General features: G+C 72.6%; 15 protein-coding genes. 7 read left to right on the forward strand and 8 right to left on the reverse strand.

Features of this window, described 5'->3' with window-relative positions; genetic code table 11:
* Positions 1-48 precede the first annotated feature (48 nt).
* Positions 49-1,578 carry an ABC transporter ATP-binding protein gene (locus tag MOV08_RS07280; protein WP_275306751.1) on the forward strand — a complete coding sequence of 510 codons (1,530 nt, stop codon included), beginning with the start codon at positions 49-51 and terminating at the stop codon, positions 1,576-1,578.
* Positions 1,579-1,713: 135 nt separating this feature from the next.
* On the opposite strand, the gene MOV08_RS07285 is transcribed toward MOV08_RS07280, so the two are convergent.
* Both MOV08_RS07285 and MOV08_RS07290 read right to left on the reverse strand, forming a co-directional pair.
* Positions 1,714-2,481, reverse strand: coding sequence for a PP2C family protein-serine/threonine phosphatase (locus MOV08_RS07285; RefSeq protein ID WP_275306752.1), 768 nt, complete (start codon positions 2,479-2,481; stop codon positions 1,714-1,716).
* 196 nt (positions 2,482-2,677) lie between these two features.
* Positions 2,678-3,811 (reverse strand): site-2 protease family protein, encoded by a 1,134-nt coding sequence (locus tag MOV08_RS07290; RefSeq protein ID WP_275306753.1) that lies wholly within the window; start codon positions 3,809-3,811, stop codon positions 2,678-2,680.
* 252 nt (positions 3,812-4,063) lie between these two features.
* Here MOV08_RS07290 and MOV08_RS07295 point away from each other — a divergent pair, with 252 nt between their 5' ends.
* Positions 4,064-4,351, forward strand: coding sequence for a hypothetical protein (locus tag MOV08_RS07295; RefSeq protein WP_039630467.1), 288 nt, complete (start codon positions 4,064-4,066; stop codon positions 4,349-4,351).
* A 248-nt stretch (positions 4,352-4,599) separates the two neighbouring features.
* Here MOV08_RS07295 and MOV08_RS07300 read toward each other — a convergent pair whose 3' ends face one another.
* The 3 genes from MOV08_RS07300 to MOV08_RS07310 all read right to left on the reverse strand — a co-directional run bounded on the left by MOV08_RS07300 (position 4,600) and on the right by MOV08_RS07310 (position 7,518).
* Positions 4,600-5,040, reverse strand: coding sequence for an SRPBCC family protein (locus MOV08_RS07300; RefSeq protein WP_039630468.1), 441 nt, complete (start codon positions 5,038-5,040; stop codon positions 4,600-4,602).
* Positions 5,041-5,189: 149 nt separating this feature from the next.
* A complete protein-coding gene (locus MOV08_RS07305; protein WP_078875546.1) occupies positions 5,190-6,353 on the reverse strand; it encodes a PP2C family protein-serine/threonine phosphatase in 1,164 nt (387 codons plus the stop codon).
* Between the two features lie 472 nt (positions 6,354-6,825).
* Entirely contained in the window at positions 6,826-7,518 is a 693-nt protein-coding gene (locus tag MOV08_RS07310; protein WP_275306754.1) for an RraA family protein, read from the reverse strand.
* 229 nt (positions 7,519-7,747) lie between these two features.
* Here MOV08_RS07310 and MOV08_RS07315 point away from each other — a divergent pair, with 229 nt between their 5' ends.
* Positions 7,748-8,506 (forward strand): TetR/AcrR family transcriptional regulator, encoded by a 759-nt coding sequence (locus tag MOV08_RS07315; RefSeq protein WP_275306755.1) that lies wholly within the window; start codon positions 7,748-7,750, stop codon positions 8,504-8,506.
* 84 nt (positions 8,507-8,590) lie between these two features.
* Positions 8,591-9,877, forward strand: coding sequence for a cytochrome P450 family protein (locus MOV08_RS07320; protein WP_275306756.1), 1,287 nt, complete (start codon positions 8,591-8,593; stop codon positions 9,875-9,877).
* A gap of 108 nt (positions 9,878-9,985) precedes the next feature.
* Here the strand turns inward: MOV08_RS07320 and MOV08_RS07325 are convergent, their stop codons facing one another.
* The 3 genes from MOV08_RS07325 to MOV08_RS07335 all read right to left on the reverse strand — a co-directional run bounded on the left by MOV08_RS07325 (position 9,986) and on the right by MOV08_RS07335 (position 14,848).
* Positions 9,986-13,252, reverse strand: coding sequence for a CHAT domain-containing protein (locus tag MOV08_RS07325; protein WP_275306757.1), 3,267 nt, complete (start codon positions 13,250-13,252; stop codon positions 9,986-9,988).
* A 440-nt stretch (positions 13,253-13,692) separates the two neighbouring features.
* Positions 13,693-14,178, reverse strand: a complete 486-nt coding sequence (locus tag MOV08_RS07330) for a MerR family transcriptional regulator (protein ID WP_275306758.1) — start codon at positions 14,176-14,178, stop codon at positions 13,693-13,695.
* A gap of 61 nt (positions 14,179-14,239) precedes the next feature.
* The gene (locus tag MOV08_RS07335; protein ID WP_275306759.1) at positions 14,240-14,848 is read right to left on the reverse strand and encodes a nitroreductase family deazaflavin-dependent oxidoreductase; all 609 of its coding nucleotides are present in this window, start codon (positions 14,846-14,848) and stop codon (positions 14,240-14,242) included.
* A gap of 39 nt (positions 14,849-14,887) precedes the next feature.
* Here MOV08_RS07335 and MOV08_RS07340 point away from each other — a divergent pair, with 39 nt between their 5' ends.
* From MOV08_RS07340 to MOV08_RS07350, 3 genes are all read left to right on the forward strand, one after another.
* On the forward strand, positions 14,888-15,031 hold the full coding sequence (locus MOV08_RS07340; RefSeq protein WP_275306760.1) for a hypothetical protein: 144 nt from the start codon (positions 14,888-14,890) through the stop codon (positions 15,029-15,031).
* 41 nt (positions 15,032-15,072) lie between these two features.
* Entirely contained in the window at positions 15,073-15,618 is a 546-nt protein-coding gene (locus MOV08_RS07345) for a GNAT family N-acetyltransferase (RefSeq protein WP_275306761.1), read from the forward strand.
* 302 nt (positions 15,619-15,920) lie between these two features.
* A complete protein-coding gene (locus tag MOV08_RS07350) occupies positions 15,921-16,550 on the forward strand; it encodes a TetR/AcrR family transcriptional regulator (protein ID WP_275306762.1) in 630 nt (209 codons plus the stop codon).
* The last annotated feature ends 175 nt before the right edge of the window (positions 16,551-16,725 follow it).

The raw sequence follows: 16,725 nt of genomic DNA on the forward strand, positions 1-16,725 counted from the left end.
CTTCCCCTCGCCATCCGTAGGACTCGCACGGAGGAACCCGGCCCGACCATGACCGACGAACAGCCCGTCCCACCGCCCCTGGTCCGCGTCACCGATCTGGAGATCCGCCTCGTCGACGGGCCCGTGCTGCTCGCCGGCGCCCACCTCACCCTGCGACCCGGCCGGATCACCGCGCTCACCGGCCCCTCCGGCTCCGGCAAGACCACCCTGCTGCGCGCGCTGCTCGGCGCCCTGCCCGACGGCGCGCAGGTCACCTCCGGCACGGTCGAGGTCCTCGGACACGACGTGCTGACCCTCCCGCCGTCCCCCTTGCGGGAGTTGCGCCGGCGCCGCGTCGGCTACGTCGGCCAGGACCCGGGCTCGGCGCTCAACCCACGGATGCGGGTCCGGCGGCTGGTCGCCGAGGTCGCCGCCGACCCCGGTCCCCGGGCCGTGCGGGAGCTGCTCGCCGAATGCCGGCTGCCGCTCGACGACGGGCTGCCCGACCGCCGCCCCGGTGCCCTGTCGGGCGGCCAGCAGCGCCGCGTCGCGCTCGCCCGGGCGCTCGCCCGCGAGCCCGAGGTGCTGCTCCTGGACGAACCCACCGCGGGCCTCGACCCCGCCCTCCGCGACGAGATCGGTGCGTTGCTGCGCGACCTGGCCGGCAACCGGCACCTGGCGATCGTCCTCGCCTGCCACGACCCCGAACTCGTCGACCGGTACGCCGACGACGTGGTCGATCTGACGGGCCCGCCCCCGGCAGCGGCCCCCGCCGTGGAGCGGGCACGGGAGAGCGTCGCGGCGCATCCGGCCCGCGACCGACCGCGCGCTCCCACCACCCCGGTGCGGCTCCCCGCCGCCACCGGCCTCGGCGCGCGCCGTCTCCGTGTCATCCACCGGCGGCGGGGCACCGCGCACCCCGCCCTCACCGACGTCGATTTCGCCGCCGCGCCCGGCAGTTCCACAGGGGTGTGCGGGCCCTCCGGCTCCGGCAAGACGACCCTGCTGCGCGTCCTGGCCGGGCTCCAGCGTCCGGACGCGGGGGCGCTGACCCTCGACGGACGGGCGCTGCCGGTCCTCGTCCGCAGACGCTCGCGCGAGGACCGCCGCCGCATCCAACTCGTACCGCAGAACCCGCTCGGCGCGCTCAACCCGGCCCGCACCGTCGGCGCGACGCTGACCCGCCCGCTGCGCCTCCACCGCCGGGCCGCCGGGCCGGAGATCCCCGGCCGGGTGGCCGAACTCCTCGAACGGGTCGGGCTGCCCGCCGACTTCGCCGGCCGCTATCCGCACGAGCTCTCCGGCGGCCAACGCCAACGGGTGGCCATCGCCCGCGCCCTGGCCCCCGAACCGGACGTGCTGCTCTGCGACGAGATCACCTCGGCGCTCGACCCGGACACCGCCGTGGCGGTGATGGACCTGCTGACCGCGATCAGGGCGGACCGCGGTCTGACGCTCGTCGTCGTCAGCCACGACGCCCCGCTCGTCGCGGCGTACACCGACACCGTGCACACCCTGGAGTCCGGGCGGGTGCTCTGGACCGGCCCCGCGGAGAGCATCGCCGGACACCCGGCGGTGGCCCGCGCACCCGGCCCTTGACGACCGACTCGTCCCCGCCGGGGGCCGGGGCCGCAACAGCCCCCGACACCTGTCGGGGCGGTGGCTCCCCCATCCAGCCCGATCGGTGACCGGCTCACTTCCCCGCCCGATCAGCGACCGGCTCACCCCGCTACGTCAGTCAGGAGCCGGCTCGCCCTCGACGCCGATCAACGCCAGCGTGATGTTGTCCGGTGCGCCCGCCTCGATGGCCGCCTTCCACAGCTCGAAGACGGCCCGCCCGCCGTCGTGCGCCCGCAGCACCGTGGCGATCTCCTCCTCCAGGACCGGGTCGGTCAGTCCGTCCGTGCACACCACATACCGACGGTCCTCGGCGAGCGGCACGGTCCGCACGTGCGGGGTGATCGCGTTGAACCGCGCCGCGCCGCCGATCGCCTGGGTCACCAGCGACGTGGTCCGCTGCCCCGGCCGCAGCGGCGGGCTGTCGTCCACGCTCACCTGCCGCAGCCCGTCCCCGTCGGCCTCCAGGACCCGGCTGTCGCCGACGTTGAAGACCAGCAGCGCGTCGGGCAGGACGACGGTGCCGGCCACCGTGGTGCCCATCGCGGTCAGCGCCCGATCACGCTCGGCCGCGGCGTACACCGCGCGGTTGCAGCGGGTCAGGGCCTCCCGCACCGCCTCCTCGCTGTCCAGTGAGGGGCCGAGGGCCGCCAGGTGCGCGACGGTCAGCGCGCTGGCCACCTCGCCGCCCGGTTGCCCGCCGATGCCGTCGGCGACCGCCACCACCAGGGGGCTGCCCATCGGGAACACCAGCATCTGAGGGTTCTCGGTCACCGTGCCGCACAGCGTCCACGGCCCGGCGACCAGGCTGTCCTCGTTGTGGTCCCGGATCAGGCCGGTGTGGCTGAGCGCCGCCACCGTGATGTACCGCACCGCCGTCTCCATGGCCGTCGCTCCTCGCGGTCGCTCCCCCGCCGGATCCGCCGCGGCACCTCCCGCCTCGCCCCCGGGTCGTGTCCGCCCAGTCCCGTCGTGCGCCCGGCGGGCAGGCCGGGCGTTCTCCGGTGCGTGCGCTCGGCGTGCCGGGCGTCGCACGGCAGGCCGCACTGCGCGGACGCGCCCCGGCCCCTGGCCCGCGGGCTCATCCGGCCCCCGCCCGGCCGCTGAGCGTATGTCGCTGCATCAGCCGGGAGACGTCCTTGGCGGTGATGATCCCCACCAGATGCCCCGCATCCACGACCAGGATCGGCAACCCGGCCCGCAGCGACAGCTTCTCCAGCGCCTCGGTCAGCAGCTCGTCCGGCGCGGCCACCGCGCAGTGGGACAGCGGCGTCGCCACGTCCCGCATCCGGAGTTCCTCGCGCTGGGCGACCGGTATCGCGGCGAGCCTGCGCAGCTGCGCCATCCCGCTCGGCCGGCCCTCGAAATCCAGCAGCGGGACGGCGGAGTGCCCGGTGTGCACCGCCACCTCCTCGATGAAGCGCTGGACGGTCAACCAGTCCGCCCCGGTCTCCACGGGGCTGGACATGGCGTCGACCACCCGTATCCCGTGCAGCGCGGACTGCAGCGTCGCCCGCCGCCGCTCCGACCCGGCGACGACCATCACGAACAGCCCGATGAACGCCAGCCACAGCCCGCTCGGCATCCCGCGCAGAACGGAGAACCAGCCGGCCGCCACCAGCAGCGCGCCCATCACCTGCCCGCCCCGGGACGCCACCAGATCCGCGCGGTCCCGGTCCCCGGTGCGCCACCACAGGAGCGCCTGCACCACCCGGCCCCCGTCCAGGGGTACCGCCGGAAGCAGATTGAACACGCCCAGGATCACATTGGCCCAGCCCAGCCACACCAGGACGACCGCGGGCACCTCCCACAGCGACAGCTGGCTCAGCCCGAAGCCGGCCCCCAGCGCGACACCGCCGATGAGCAGACTGGTGAGGGGGCCGCTGACGGCCACCGCGAAGGCCGCGGCCGCGGTCTGCGGCCGTCCCATCCGCGTGATCCCGCCCAGCGCCCACAGCGTGACGTCCTCGACGGATATCTGCTTCCGCCGCGCGATCGCGGCGTGCGCCGTCTCGTGGAGCAGCAGGCTCCCGGTGAGCAACGCGGCTCCGACGACCCCGGCCAGGGCGTAGACGACGGTGGACCGCCCCGGAGTGATCACCGGCAGCGTCTGCCGCCCCAGGCCGTACGCGAACAGCACCACCAGCAGCGGCACGCTCCAGTGCATGCGCAGCGGCACCCCGACGACATGTCCGATCCGGACCGAGCCGTTCATCAGCGTCTCCCGCCGGCCCGGGCGGTGCCTCTTCCTGGCGGGGCCGCACGCCCCGCGCTCCGCGGACCGCCCGACACCGGACTCACCCCCATTGTCACTCGCCACTCCTCCCCGTCGGATTCCCTGCCGGACACCGTCCCCGCCGGTCCCGGCCCTGCCGTCGAACTAACCTGGAAGTCGGGAAGTGCGAACGCCGGTAGGTGCGAACGCCTTCACCGAACGCGTACCGCCCTGCGGACGGAGGCGAGGGCCATGGGACGCAGCCATCACTTCCACCTCGACCAGGGTGGCCACTCGATCACCGTGAACGTCGGCCCCGGGCGGGACGGCGAGATAGAGCTCCTCGTCAACGGCAAGGTCGTCGCATACCAGCAGCAGCACGGCACCGGCCTGAACCTCCTCACCGGGGAACTCCCCGACGACCCCGTCCGGATCTTCCGCATACGCGTCCGGGAGCCGCGGCTCGTCCCCACCGCACCGCGCTGCTCACTGGAGCTGGACGGGGTGGAACGCCCCATGCCGGAACGCTTCCTCGCCTGACCCCCGCACCCGTCACCGCCCCACCCGTCACCAACGGGCCGTGGGCCCACCGCATCGCGTGTGCGGCCAACTCACCGCCCGCTGCTCCCCCTTCGCCTCGTGTTCCCACCGCTCCCGCGACGTCTCCCCTCCCGTCCCGCGCTCCTCTCCCGCTCCGCTTGACCTCCCGCTCCGCTTCTGACCTCCCGCTATCGGTCGCCTCCCCTCATCCCTTCGTCCCGCGCCTGCTCGGCCCTGTCACCGGCCGCTCACTTGGCCTTGCCCTGCGCTTCCACCAGTTCCTTGAACTGCTGGAGGTCGCTGCGCACGCCCCGCTCGATCGCGACCGCCTGTGCGAACCCCTGCGGCCCGCCGAAGGTCTCCTTGATCGTGCCCGGGTCGTACTCGAACCGGGCCTGGAGCCGGGTGTGCTCCCGGTCGATGGGCAGCAACGAGAACGTCCCCGCCAGATCGGGGCCGCTCGTGGTCTGCCACGTCATCACGTTCTCCATCTCCCGGTCGACGATCTCGACCTCGAACTCCTGCGCCCGGCCGCCCGCGTCAACGTCCAGGTGCGCCCGCCGCTCACCCTCTGACCGGGCATCCCGGACGCCCTTCAGGAACCGGGGATAGATCTCCGCACGATGAAGGCAATCCCAGGCGGTTTCGAGGGGAGCACCGATGTCGATGTGTTCTTCGAGAGTGCTCATCGGACACCTCACAGCTTCCTCAACGGCCCCCGTTACGTCTTCCAGGGTCCCCCGCCCGGCGGCCGGCGGCGACCCGAGTGCGCACGGCCCACCCGGCCGTTTCCCCACCCGACCGTTCCCCGGCCGGCCCTCTGGTGTCCGGACGCGTCCTAGGCGGGTTCCTGCCCGCACGGTGCGATCGCGAGGATCGCCACGTCGTCGTGGAGGATGCGGGTGTGGCGGGGCAGGTCGACGTTGAGGAAGTCGATGACATCGGCCGGGCCGGGAGCGGGCCGGCCCCCGAACCGCTGCCCGAGCCGTTCCAACAGCGGATAGAACGCACCGGTCTGATCGCGGGCCTCGATCAGACCGTCCGTGCAGAGCAGCAGCACATCACCGTGGGCGAAACGGTGTGTGTAGGAGACGGGCGAGTCCGCGGCCAGCCCGCCCAGCCCCAGCGGAAGAGCGGGCGGACCGGTGAGCGGGATCACCTCCCCTGCGGAGATCAGCACCGGTTCGATGTGACCGTGGTTGATGATCGTCACCCGGTGGGCCCGGGCGTCATACTCGATCAGGGCCGCGGTCACGAACAACTCGTCGTCGGGGATCTCCGCCGCCTCGCGGGCCAGCCGCCGCTCCATCCGGGAGGCGACCGCCAGCAGGTCGCCGGGGTCGTAGACCGCCTCGCGGAAGCTGCCGAGGATGTCGGCGACGGTACGGACCGCCTGCAGCCCCTTCCCCCGGACGTCACCGATGATGGCCCGCTCGCCGGCCTGCGTGGCACGGATGTCGTAGAGGTCCCCGCCGACCATGGTGCCGACCTCGCCCGAGCGGTAGAGCCCCGCCGCCAGCACCTTGCCGACCCGGTGCGGCACCGGCCGCAGCAGGGTCCGCATCAGGGCCTCGGCCACCGAGTTGACGCGTACCAGGTGCCGCTGCTGACGCTGCCGGTACCAGGCCAGCGCCACGCCCATGATCCCTACGACGATGGTGGAGATATACGTCGCGACATAGTGGTTCCCCCATAACTGATGTGGATTGTGGCCCGTGCAGCACGGGGTTCCCGCGAGCACGCCCTCCAGGCCGACGGCGAAGACGGTGACGCCGGCGACGCCGACCGGGCCGTGGGTGAAGGCGGCGAGCACCGGCACGGCGATCAGCAGGGAGCTCACCGCCCACTGTGTGGGCGTCACGAACTCCACCAGCAGCACGGCCAGGACATAGAGCGCGGGCAGCCAGCGCATCCAGGCGGGGACCCTCGGCGCCTCGAAGCCGTCGTTGTCCACCAGCCCGGAGAGCCGCTGGGCCGCATGGCCGTGGCCCGACGACCTCATGGTGACCGCTCCCGCCGCGCCGCAGGGACCGGACCCGCCAACGCCGTCACCCTCGTCTTCAGCGCCACCGCTCAACGTCCCACTTACGCGACCTGTTCACACGGGCTCCCGCCACGGACTCCTGTCAGACCGTGCTCAAGGCCCACAGCCTGACGCCCATGGACAGCCAACCCGACGATTAGGCCATCGGCGGCATGTCACCTCTCGTGGGCGAAGGGCCTCGTGACGCTCCCTGGCGGACCATGAGGTCGCGGTTGCTGCGGTCCTGATCATGATGCCTCCCTGTACGGACAGTTGACCGGGGTGTCCGGCGCGGCCGCCCGCCGTGCCGGACACCTCTCACTGTCCGCGATCCGGCGCCCGGCGACATCGACCCGAGGGTGGCAACTCGACGTCAACCCCTGATCGTACGAGGGCGCCGGCTTCATGCCCCAGGTCGACCGACGCCTCGTCCCACTCCCCTGACCTGGCGCTATTCCTCCACGGCTCCACCGACACGGCGGAGGTGCCGGCGGAAGGTGTACTCCGGATCGGCGGCACGGCGCGCGAGGTAGTCGTCGAAGCCGGTCTGCCGGCGCAGGGTGTCGCCGGCGCGGATCCTGCGGGCCTGCTCGCGCTCGGTCTCCCGGATGGCGCGTGCGGTGTCCAGTACGTCCGCGGCCCGGTCCGCGGGGACGAACAGCACCCCGTCGTCGTCACCGAGGACGAGGTCGTCGGCGGTGACCAGATGGGGCCCGAAGCGAGCGCTTGTCAGAGCGTCGGGCTCCCGCTCGGCGAGCCGGACCGGGCCCGGCGCACAACGGCCGTAGCTGAACACCGGGAGGCCGATCCCGACCAGCTCCGGGGTGTCCCGGTGCAGTCCCCAGATGACCACGCCGGCCACTCCCGCGGCCTGCGCCTCGAGGATCAGCAGGTCGCCGACGCACGCCTCGTCCTGGCGGCCGGCGTTGTCGATGACCAGCACGTCGCCGGGCCGGACGTCGGTGAACGCCTCCAGGAAGACGTCGACGCTCCCGTAGTGGCGGGCGGGAAGTGCGCGCCCGGCGACCCGCTGGCCGGGAACCACCGTGCCGATGCCGGGCGGGGCGGCGCGCAGCGGTACGCCGAGCCGGACGCAGGCGTCGGCCACCAGGGGTGTGGACAGCTCGGCGAAGGTCTTGAGCATGGCATTCTCCTCGGTTCGGTGCCGTCGCCGCCTCGGAGCGGTCGGCGCGGTCTGCGGCGAACGATGCCACGGTTCCGGGCCGTTCGGGGCCCTCACATGCGGACAGTCAACTACCGCTCCACAAAAGGCGAGTGGCCGGAAACCGCCTTATCGGCATGCCGCGCCCGACCTAGCTTTGACTGTATGACCAGATTCGAAATCTGGTCACGCACGAGGAAGGGGAAGGCACGTGGAACAGGCCGAACGCGGCGAACGGATCCTGCAGGCCGCCGGAGAGCTCCTGCTCGCATGGGGCTACCGGCGCGTGACGATCGACGAGATCGCCCGCCGCGCCAAGGTCGGCAAGGGGACGGTCTACCTGCACTGGAAGACCAAGGACTCGCTGCTGCTGGCCGTCGTCCTGCAAGCGAAGATGCGCAGCCTGCAGCAGCAGTTGGAACGGATGCGGGCCGATGCCCGGGCAGTCCTGCCGAGCCGGATGATGCGCGGCTACTACCAGGACTTCCTGGAGGAGCCGGTGCTCCGCGCCCTGTACACCGACGACGTCGACATCCTCGGCCGGCTCAACGACGCCGCCAAGAAGGAATTCGCCGAGATCATCGCGTTCAACGACCAGGTCCTGGTGCGCTACCTCGAAGTGTTGCGGGCACACGGGCTGCTGCGCACCGACATCGACCTGTGGCACCAGCAATACATGCTGCTCGCCACGACCGGTGGGTTCTTCATGGCCGAGGCGATGCTGTACGACCGCGCGCCGGACACTCCGGAGGTGCGCGGCGAGCTCCTCGCCACGACCATCCGCAGCACGTTGGAGATTCCACCGGAGGCATTCCGTACACCGGATGCCGGGGCCGCGGTCGATGTGGACGCCCCCCTGTGCGCGACCGTGGACGAGGCGATGGCCGCCGCCGCGCGCGAGATCATCCCGCTGTACGAGCAGGTGGTGGAGCGCGGCGTCCTGGAGATGCGTCGGCAATTGCGCGACTGAACACCCGCGCGGCACCAGGCCGGTGCCCGGCCGGTGCCCGTCGCACCCCCTTTCACCCCAAGGCTCATTTCACAGGAGACGGAAATGACGGAATTGGCGGAATCCCCCTTCAACCAGAACATCGGCAAACACCCCGGCGAGCCGAACGTGATGGAACCGGCCCTGCTCGCCGACCCGTTCACCGGATACGGCGAGCTGCGCGAGCAGGGGCCGGTCGTCCGCGGCAGGTTCGTGGACGACACACCGGTGTGGTTCATCACCCGCTTCGAGGAGGCCCGCGAAGCGCTGCGCGATCAGCGTTTCGCCAACGACCCGAAGTTCGCCGGAAACGGGAACGGGGAATCGCCGACCAGCCGGATGCTGGAGATGATGGGCCTGCCCGAGCACTACCGGGAGTATTTGGCCGGCTCCATCCTCACCATGGACGCCCCCGACCACACCCGGCTCCGGCGGCTCGTCTCCCGGGCGTTCACCGCCCGCAAGATCACCGATCTGCGGCCCCGGGTCGAGGAAATAGCCGATACCTTGCTGCGCCGGCTCCCCGACCACGCGGAGAACGGCGCCGTCGACCTCATCCAGCACTTCGCCTATCCGCTGCCCATCACGGTCATCTGCGAACTGGTGGGAATTCCGGAGGCGGACCGGCCCCAGTGGCGCACATGGGGTTCCCAACTCATCTCCGTACAGCCGGAATCGCTGCGCGAGGCGTTCCCGGCGATGATCGAGTACATTCACGAGCTGATCCGGGAACGGCGCGCGGCGCTCACCGACGATCTGCTGAGCGAACTGATCCGGGTGCATGACGACGACGGCAGCAGGCTCAGCGACATCGAGATGGTCACCATGGTCCTGACCCTCGTCCTCGCCGGTCACGAGACCACCGCCCATCTCATCGCCAACGGCACGGCCGCGCTGCTCACCCACCCCGATCAACTGCGCCTGCTGAAGTCCGATCCGGAGCTGCTCCCCCGCGCCGTGCACGAGCTGATGCGCTGGTGCGGTCCGGTGCAGATGACGCGACTGCGGTACGCCGTCGAGGACGTCGAGCTGGCCGGGGTACGGATCGCGCAGGGCGAGGCCGTGCTGCCCCTGCTGGTCGCGGCGAACCACGACCCCCGCCACTACGCCGACCCCGCCCGGCTCGACGTCACCCGCCAACCGGCGGGCCGGGCCGAGAACCACGTCGGCTTCGGCCACGGCATGCACTACTGCCTGGGGGCCAGCCTGGCCCGCCAGGAGGGCGAAGTCGCCTTCGGCAAGCTGCTCGCGCACTACCCGGACCTGACGCTGGCGGTGGAGCCGGACACCCTCCAGCGGATCCCGCTGCCGGGCAACTGGCGACTGACCGCGCTGCCGCTCGGGCTGAACTGACCGAACCGCCCGAGCCGGGCGGAACCTCTTCCCGACGAGGCTCCGCCCAGCAGTGCGGCCACCGGCCCGCCGGGCGACGAACGGCAGGCGGGACCTTGCGCACACGACCTACGGCCCGATGTGGACATGGCCCGCCCAACGGCTCGGCAACAGGGGTGCGTTGGCGCGGAGGGTGCGTACGGTCTCGTGGAGCGCATGGGCGGGGGTGGTGCGGGAACTGGAGTGGAAGAGGCGGGCGGCATCGGTGGGGTCCTCGACGGGCCAGAGGGTCGCGACGACCTGGCTGAACCCCGCGAGGTGGAAGGCGCCGCCGAGCTGAACGGCCTCGTCGCGGGGACGGCCGGACCGAGCGGTGGCGCATGCCGAGAGATAGCAGAACTCGCCGTGGGCGAGACGTAGTCGGGAGATCTCGGCGACGGTCAGCGGCTGGTCGTGGAGGATCAGATGGCTGCCGTAGGGGCTGGTCGGATCGGCGACCGCGTGGCACGCGAAGTGGACGTGGGTGCTGGTGAGCAGGGCCGTCAGCACTCGGGCACGGCGAGCATCCGCACCGGTGAACAGGACGGTGTCGGGCCCGTAGTGGTCGGCGGCGGCCCGGGCCTCGGTGAGGGCGCCGGCCAGGGGTGCGAAACCGGGGGTGCGGGGCAGCGCCACGACCAGGGGCACGGAGCGCCGGGGGCGCCGGCTCCGGCGGGCGGCCGTGCGCACGGCCGCGGCGAGGGCGGCGACGGTCGGGGTGTAGGAGGGCACCGCCCGGTCCAGCAGGGAGCGTGCGCCGTCCGGGTCGTCGTGGTGGCCGGCGGCGTGCAGCGGGAGCAGGGCCAGGGGGCCGGTGGCGGACAGCCAGATGCGGGGCGGGTCGGCGGGGGCCGTGGCGGCGGTGCCGTTGCGGGCAGTGGTGTGGGAGAGGTGGGTGAGGACGGGGGCCGCGGTGGTGTCCCAGAGCCACTCCAGCGTTTCGCGGAGCTGCGCCTGGGCCGTACGGCGGTCCGCGGGCGGGGTGCCGGGTGCCTCGGCGGCGCGCAGCGCCTCGGCGAAGCCTGCGGCCCGGGTCTCCGCCTCGCTGTGCGAGAGCGCGGGCAGCGGCACGACGGTCACTCCTCCGCCGGTCAGGATCAGCGCGTCGCAGCGCAGCGGGCTGGCGTTGACCGTCACCACCGGGCCACCGGCGGCCGCCGGGCGCAGTGCGGCCAGCCGCGGCGGCTTGAGGAAGTCCGCCAGGCCCGGCAGGCGACGGGCCTCGGCGACCACCGCGTCCCACCGTTCGGCCAGTTGGCGGCGGAGGTCGCCCGGCTCGGTGTGGGCAGCTGCCGGGGCGGTGGCCAGGGCGGTGCGCAGCTTCGTCAGCCGGTCGGCCAGCTGCGGTGCGGCGTCCCGGAGGGCTTCCTCCTCGCCGTGGAGTCCGAGCGCACGGGTCAGCAGGATGCCGCGGCCCTGTTCGAGGAGTTCCAGGGCTCGCGCGGGGGCGTCGGGGCCGCCCGCCCGGAGGACCGCGGCCGCGGCGTCGGCGGCCAGGCCCTGGCCGTGCCGGGCCGGTTGTGACTCCGGTTCGCTGCCGTGCAGTGGGTGGGGAACCGCCTGCGGCAGCAGGGCGACGGCGCGTGCGTAGGCCGCGGCGGCCTCCTGGCGGCGGCCGGTGGCGGTCGCCAGCTCCGCCAGCGCGCGGTGCAGACGGATCAGCTCGCCGGGCGGGCCGGCGGCGTTCCGGGCGGTGGCCTCGGCGAAGGCGTACGCCTCCCGGATGAGCTTGGGTTCCGGCTCGTGGCCCGCGGTGTGCCGTTGGCGTTCCAACAAGGCCCCGGAGAGATGGGAGAGCATGCCCGAGCGGAAGACGCGGTCGGGGTGGGCGGTCTCGATGGCCTCGCGCAGCAGGCAGATCGCCTCGTCGAGGGCGTCCGGGCGCCCTTCCCGGCGGGCCCGTTCGCGCAGGCTGCGGGCGAGGTTGTCGAGATGGCCGGGCCGTTGTGGGTCGTCGGCCGCGCTGACCTCGACGGCTTCGCGGTGGGCCGCGATCGCCTCGCGCAGCGCGGGCGGTTCCGGGGGCCGCGATGCGCCCTGGGCGAGGAGGTCGCCCTCGGGGGAGTCGGCGCACAGGTCGTAGAGCGCGTTGCCCAAGTGGGCGAGGGCGAGCGCGAGGTCGGCGAGGTTACCGCGGCGGGCCCGTCGCTCGTCCGCCGCCTGCCGGTACAGCTCGATGGCGTCGTCCAGCACGTCCACCAGCCCGGTGCGCCGGTACTGGGCGTGCAGCACCTCCGCGTGCGCGACGCACACCCCGTCCCGGCCCGGTGCGGGCAGCGGTTGCGGTTCGCCGCGGACCAGTTGCACCGCCTCGTCCAGCGCGGCACCGTCCCCGCTGACCCGGTGGCGCTTCACCAACAGGCCGGCCAACCGGGCCCGGTGGGACACGGCGTCCGATGTCCCACCGGGCACGGCCCGTGCCGCGCCCCGGCTGGCGTCGATCGCCGCGTTGAGGTCCGACGGGGCGCCGCTGACGTCGTAGCGCAACGCCAGGTGCATGCCGAAGTCGTCGAGCCGGGGCGCCAACCGCTCGCTGTCCGGCGGGGTGTGGCGCAGTGCTTCCCGGCCGCAGTCGACCGCCTCGTCGATGTCGCGCCGGTCGCCGGTGTGCCGGTAGTGGTCGCCGACCACGCGGGCGTGCTGGGCTACCGCGTCGGCCCAACACGCCCCGCCGGCCGGGATGAGCAACAGCAACTCCCGGCCGAGGCGGACCGCTTCGGCCAGGGTGTGGGCGTCACCGGTGGCGCGGTGGCTCCTCTGGAGGGTGACCGACAGCAGGCGCAACGCCCTGACACGGACGGCATGGTGACGAGGCGTCAGATCCAGGAAGGGCCGGAGGGCCGCCGCGTCCCGTTCCGGTCGGCCGCCGCGCGGATCCAGCCCGCGGATCGCGGTGAGGAAGTCCTCGGAGAGCTCCTCGCGCTGTCGCAGCCCGGCGAGCACCCGGCGGCGCACCTCCCGCGGGACCCGGGGGCCGCTCAGGCGGCGCCCGGACCGCACCGCCTCCAGCACCGCGGCGGCCTCGGGCGGCACCGCGTCCCGCTCCCTGGCGTGGACGCGGGACAGCGGTTCCAAGGACGCCTCCCATTCGGCCTGGTGAGCGCCCTCGGGGCCGGCGACGTACTGCAGCCAGCGGGCCATGCCGACGGCGTGCAGCGCTGCGAGGTCCGCGTACCGGGCGTCGTCCATGCTGATCACCAACCGGGTGACCACCCCCTGTCGCTCCAGCGCCCGCAGCGGGGTGAGGTCGCCGCTGTCGCGGACGACGGCAACGGCCTGCCGTACCGCGAGGAGCAACCCGTCCCGTGAACCGTCCCGTGAGGGATCCCGCGCCGGATCCCGTGAAAGCTCTCGCATCGCGCCCCCGTTGGCCCGAGTATGAGTGACCGGTTCTCGCCCCTGCGGGCCCCACGGACATCCTTCCCCGTACGGACCCGACGGCCTCTCCAGGCAGCACAGCATATGCCTCATCGGGAGGGCAGCCCATGGCGGCGACAACACCTGTGGACGGCGGGGACGGCCCCAGTCCGGCCACCCTCGGCTGCCGACTCGTCGCGCCGATCGGGCGGTGCACGATGACCGCGACGGCGGCGGACAGCCGAGCGGAAGGGTCCGGCCCTCGACGGCGCTGCTGCCGCGGTAAGGCTTGGTCGTTCGGTTGAATTCGCTCATGCCCCAACGGTGCCTGGCGAGGCCGGTGTTCGGCGTCGGCCCGTGGTTCGCGCTTTCCGGTGCCGGGCGGTCACCCCTGGGTATGACGTTGGACCCCAGGTATGAGATCCGGCTCACGCCTCGGTTCAGGCCGCGACGGCGGGCTCGGCGTCCGGAGCACCCTGACAGACCGGCCGCACGGGCAGGTCCGGCTGCGCGGGCAGGCTCCGCGGCTGGGCTGGCAGGTCCTGCGTCCGGGCTGGCAGGTTCGGCCGGGCGCGGAGGTCGGACAGCCGGTCCAGGAGCTGGTCGCGGACCCCGACCAGATCATTGATGCGGGCCTGGAGCAGGGCGAGCCGCTGCTCGAAGACGTCGATCTTGGGGGTGGGGTCGACGCAGGCGTGCGCGCCGGTCAACTCGTCGCGCAGACAGCCGTCGAGCAGCCGCAGATCGTCGGTCGTCAGGCCGGCGGCCAGCAGGAGCCGGATGTTGGCCACGACCCGCACGGCGCTCTCCCCGTAGCTGCGATAGCCGTTGGTGGAGCGTTCCGGGCGGAGCAGGCCCTGCTCCTCGTAGTAGCGCAGCGCCCGGGTGGTGACGCCGGTGATGCGGGCGATTTCCCCGATGCGCATGGTGCTCCCTCCTGGTGGCCGCGGTCAGGAGGAAGCGTAAACCTTGCCGTGGACGTAAAGGTCAAGCCAGGTCGCCGAGCGGCGTGAGGACGACCACCGGGATGGGCTGCCCGGCGCGCTCCTGGAAGGCGGCGAACTGCGGGTCGGCCGCGACCTGCCGGTCCCACAGACGGTCCCGCATCGCTCCCTCGGCCTCCGTGGCGAGGGCCCGGAAGACGCGGTTGCCGACCTCCACGGTGACCTCGGGGTGCGCCGTGAGGTTGCGGTACCAGGCGGGCGGGGTGGCCGCGCCCCCGTTGGAAGGGAAGACGGCGAGCCGGCCGTCGGCTTCGGCCAGGTAGCAGGCGGGCGTGGTGCGCGGCAGGCCCGACCTGGCCCCCGTGGTGGTCAGGAGCAGCAAACGCTGCCCCGCGAACGGGCCGCCGACGACACCCCCGTTGGCCCGGAACTCCGCGATGACACGGCGGTTGAAGGCGTTCCCGCCCGTGTTGTCCCCATTGGCACGAGGGGCGGGACCGCGGACGGCGAGGGCATTGACGACGACGGGGGCGTCCTCGACGACGGGAGTGTCCTCGACGGCGGGACGCCCCTCCACCCTGCTGTTGGCCACTGCCCTGCTGCTTGCCGCTGCCCTGCTACTGGCGGTGTGGGTGTTGCTGATCGTGTCCATGTTGCTGGTCCTGTTCAGGATGCCGAGGTGTTCGGTGGTGTGAGCGCACTGGCGGTGCGTGGGACGTCCGAGCGGCGTGCGATCGCGCTCGCCGCGGTGCGCACAGCCACCACCCTCGACCTTCACGTCGGCGTCAAGGTCAAGTCGCCCTGGTGGGCCCGTCCGCCCCTCCTCCCCCGGTAATTGATTGGCACAACTCGTCGGGCCCCACCGAACATCCCCCCATGGACACCTTCCTGACGACCGACCGCCTGGCCCTCCGGCCGTTCGCCGACACCGAGGCCGACCTCGATCTGGTGGTGGAACTCGACAGCGACCCGGAGGTGATGCGGTACATCACCGGCGGCCGCCCGATGACCCGGGACGAGATCCGCGCCGACTCCTTCGCACGGATGCTGCCGGGCGGCTTCTGGGCCACGCATCTGCGCACGACCGGGGAGTTCCTCGGCTGGCACTGCCTCCGCCCGCTGGCGGACAGCCCGGCGGGCTCGGCCGATCTGGGATACCGCCTGCGCAGGGCTGCCTGGGGCAAGGGGATCGCCACCGAAGGAGCCCTCGCCCTCATCGAGAAGGGCTTCGGGGAGCTGGGCCACGACCGGATCACCGCGAACACCATGTCCGTGAACGCGGGTTCCCGTCGGGTGATGGAGAAGTGCGGACTCTCCTACGTCCGCACCTACTTCGAGGAGTGGCCCTATCGGGTCGAGGGCGACGAAGAGGGCGATGTGGAGTACGCGCTGACCCGCGAGGAGTGGCTGACGCTCCGCTAGGTTCCCGGTCGGACGACGCGAGTGGTGCGGACGCACGGGTCCTACGGGATGGGCGCATGGGCCGCACGGGTCCTACGGGGATGGCACACGGGCCGCACGGGTGCGACGCACCAACCTCACGCATGTGGCGTACCGGCCTCACGGATGTGACCGACCACCGGCCGCACGGGCATGGCGGATGAGCCTCACGGACACCCGGAATGCCCCGGATGCAGGCCGTATGCGATACAGATCCGTATCCCATACGGTGTTGTACCGTGAGCGGGGTCACGCCGGCGCCTGAATGCCTGTGGAGGAAAGCGTTGCCCAAGGGACCGACCAAGCGCCGCCCGCAGACCACCGCACGCCTACTGGAGGCGGCGCGGGAGACGTTCGCCGACCGCGGCTTCCACGGCGCGTCCATCGAGGAGATCTGCGAGCGCGCCGGCCTCACCCGTGGCGCGTTCTACTCCAACTACCGCACCAAGGAAGAGTTGTTCTTCGCCCTCTTCGACCTGCACGCCCGGCGGGTGGTCGAGCGGCTCGCCGCGGCGGTCGAGGAGATGCAGGACACCGAGGACCCGCTGCGCACGCTGATCAGCCGCACCAGCGCGCTGGACGAGACCGAGCGCCGCTGGTACCTGCTGTCGACGGAGTTCACCCTGCACGCCATCCGACACCCGGACACGGCCCGCACGCTCGCCGAGCACGACCGTCGCCTCCGCGCGGAGATCGCCGGGCTACTGGCGGCCCTCTTCGACCGTCTGGGGCGGCGCCCCACCGTCGCTCTCGACTCGCTCGCCCGGCTGGTCACCGCCCTCCATGAGGGCTCGCTCGCCCAGAGCCTGGTCGAACCGGACCAGCTTCCACCGGACGAGCTCCCCGGCACCTACCTCCCGCTCGTGATCAAGGCCGCCTCCCGGGCCCGCCGCACCCGCCACAAGGACTCCTGACCCCTCGCCAGAGGGCCGTCCGCACCCCAACTCCCGCCTGCCCCATACCCATTGACGAAAGGTATGGACCAATCTACGGTGTGCGCACCACCCCCCGATTCCCCGCCGCCGACGCCTGTCGTGGCGCGAAGGGAGCACAGCGTGACCGGTCGGATAGCGCGTCTGCTGAAAGCCG

The sequence above is a fragment of the Streptomyces yunnanensis genome, assembly GCF_029011865.1.
GTDB lineage: Bacteria > Actinomycetota > Actinomycetes > Streptomycetales > Streptomycetaceae > Streptomyces > Streptomyces yunnanensis.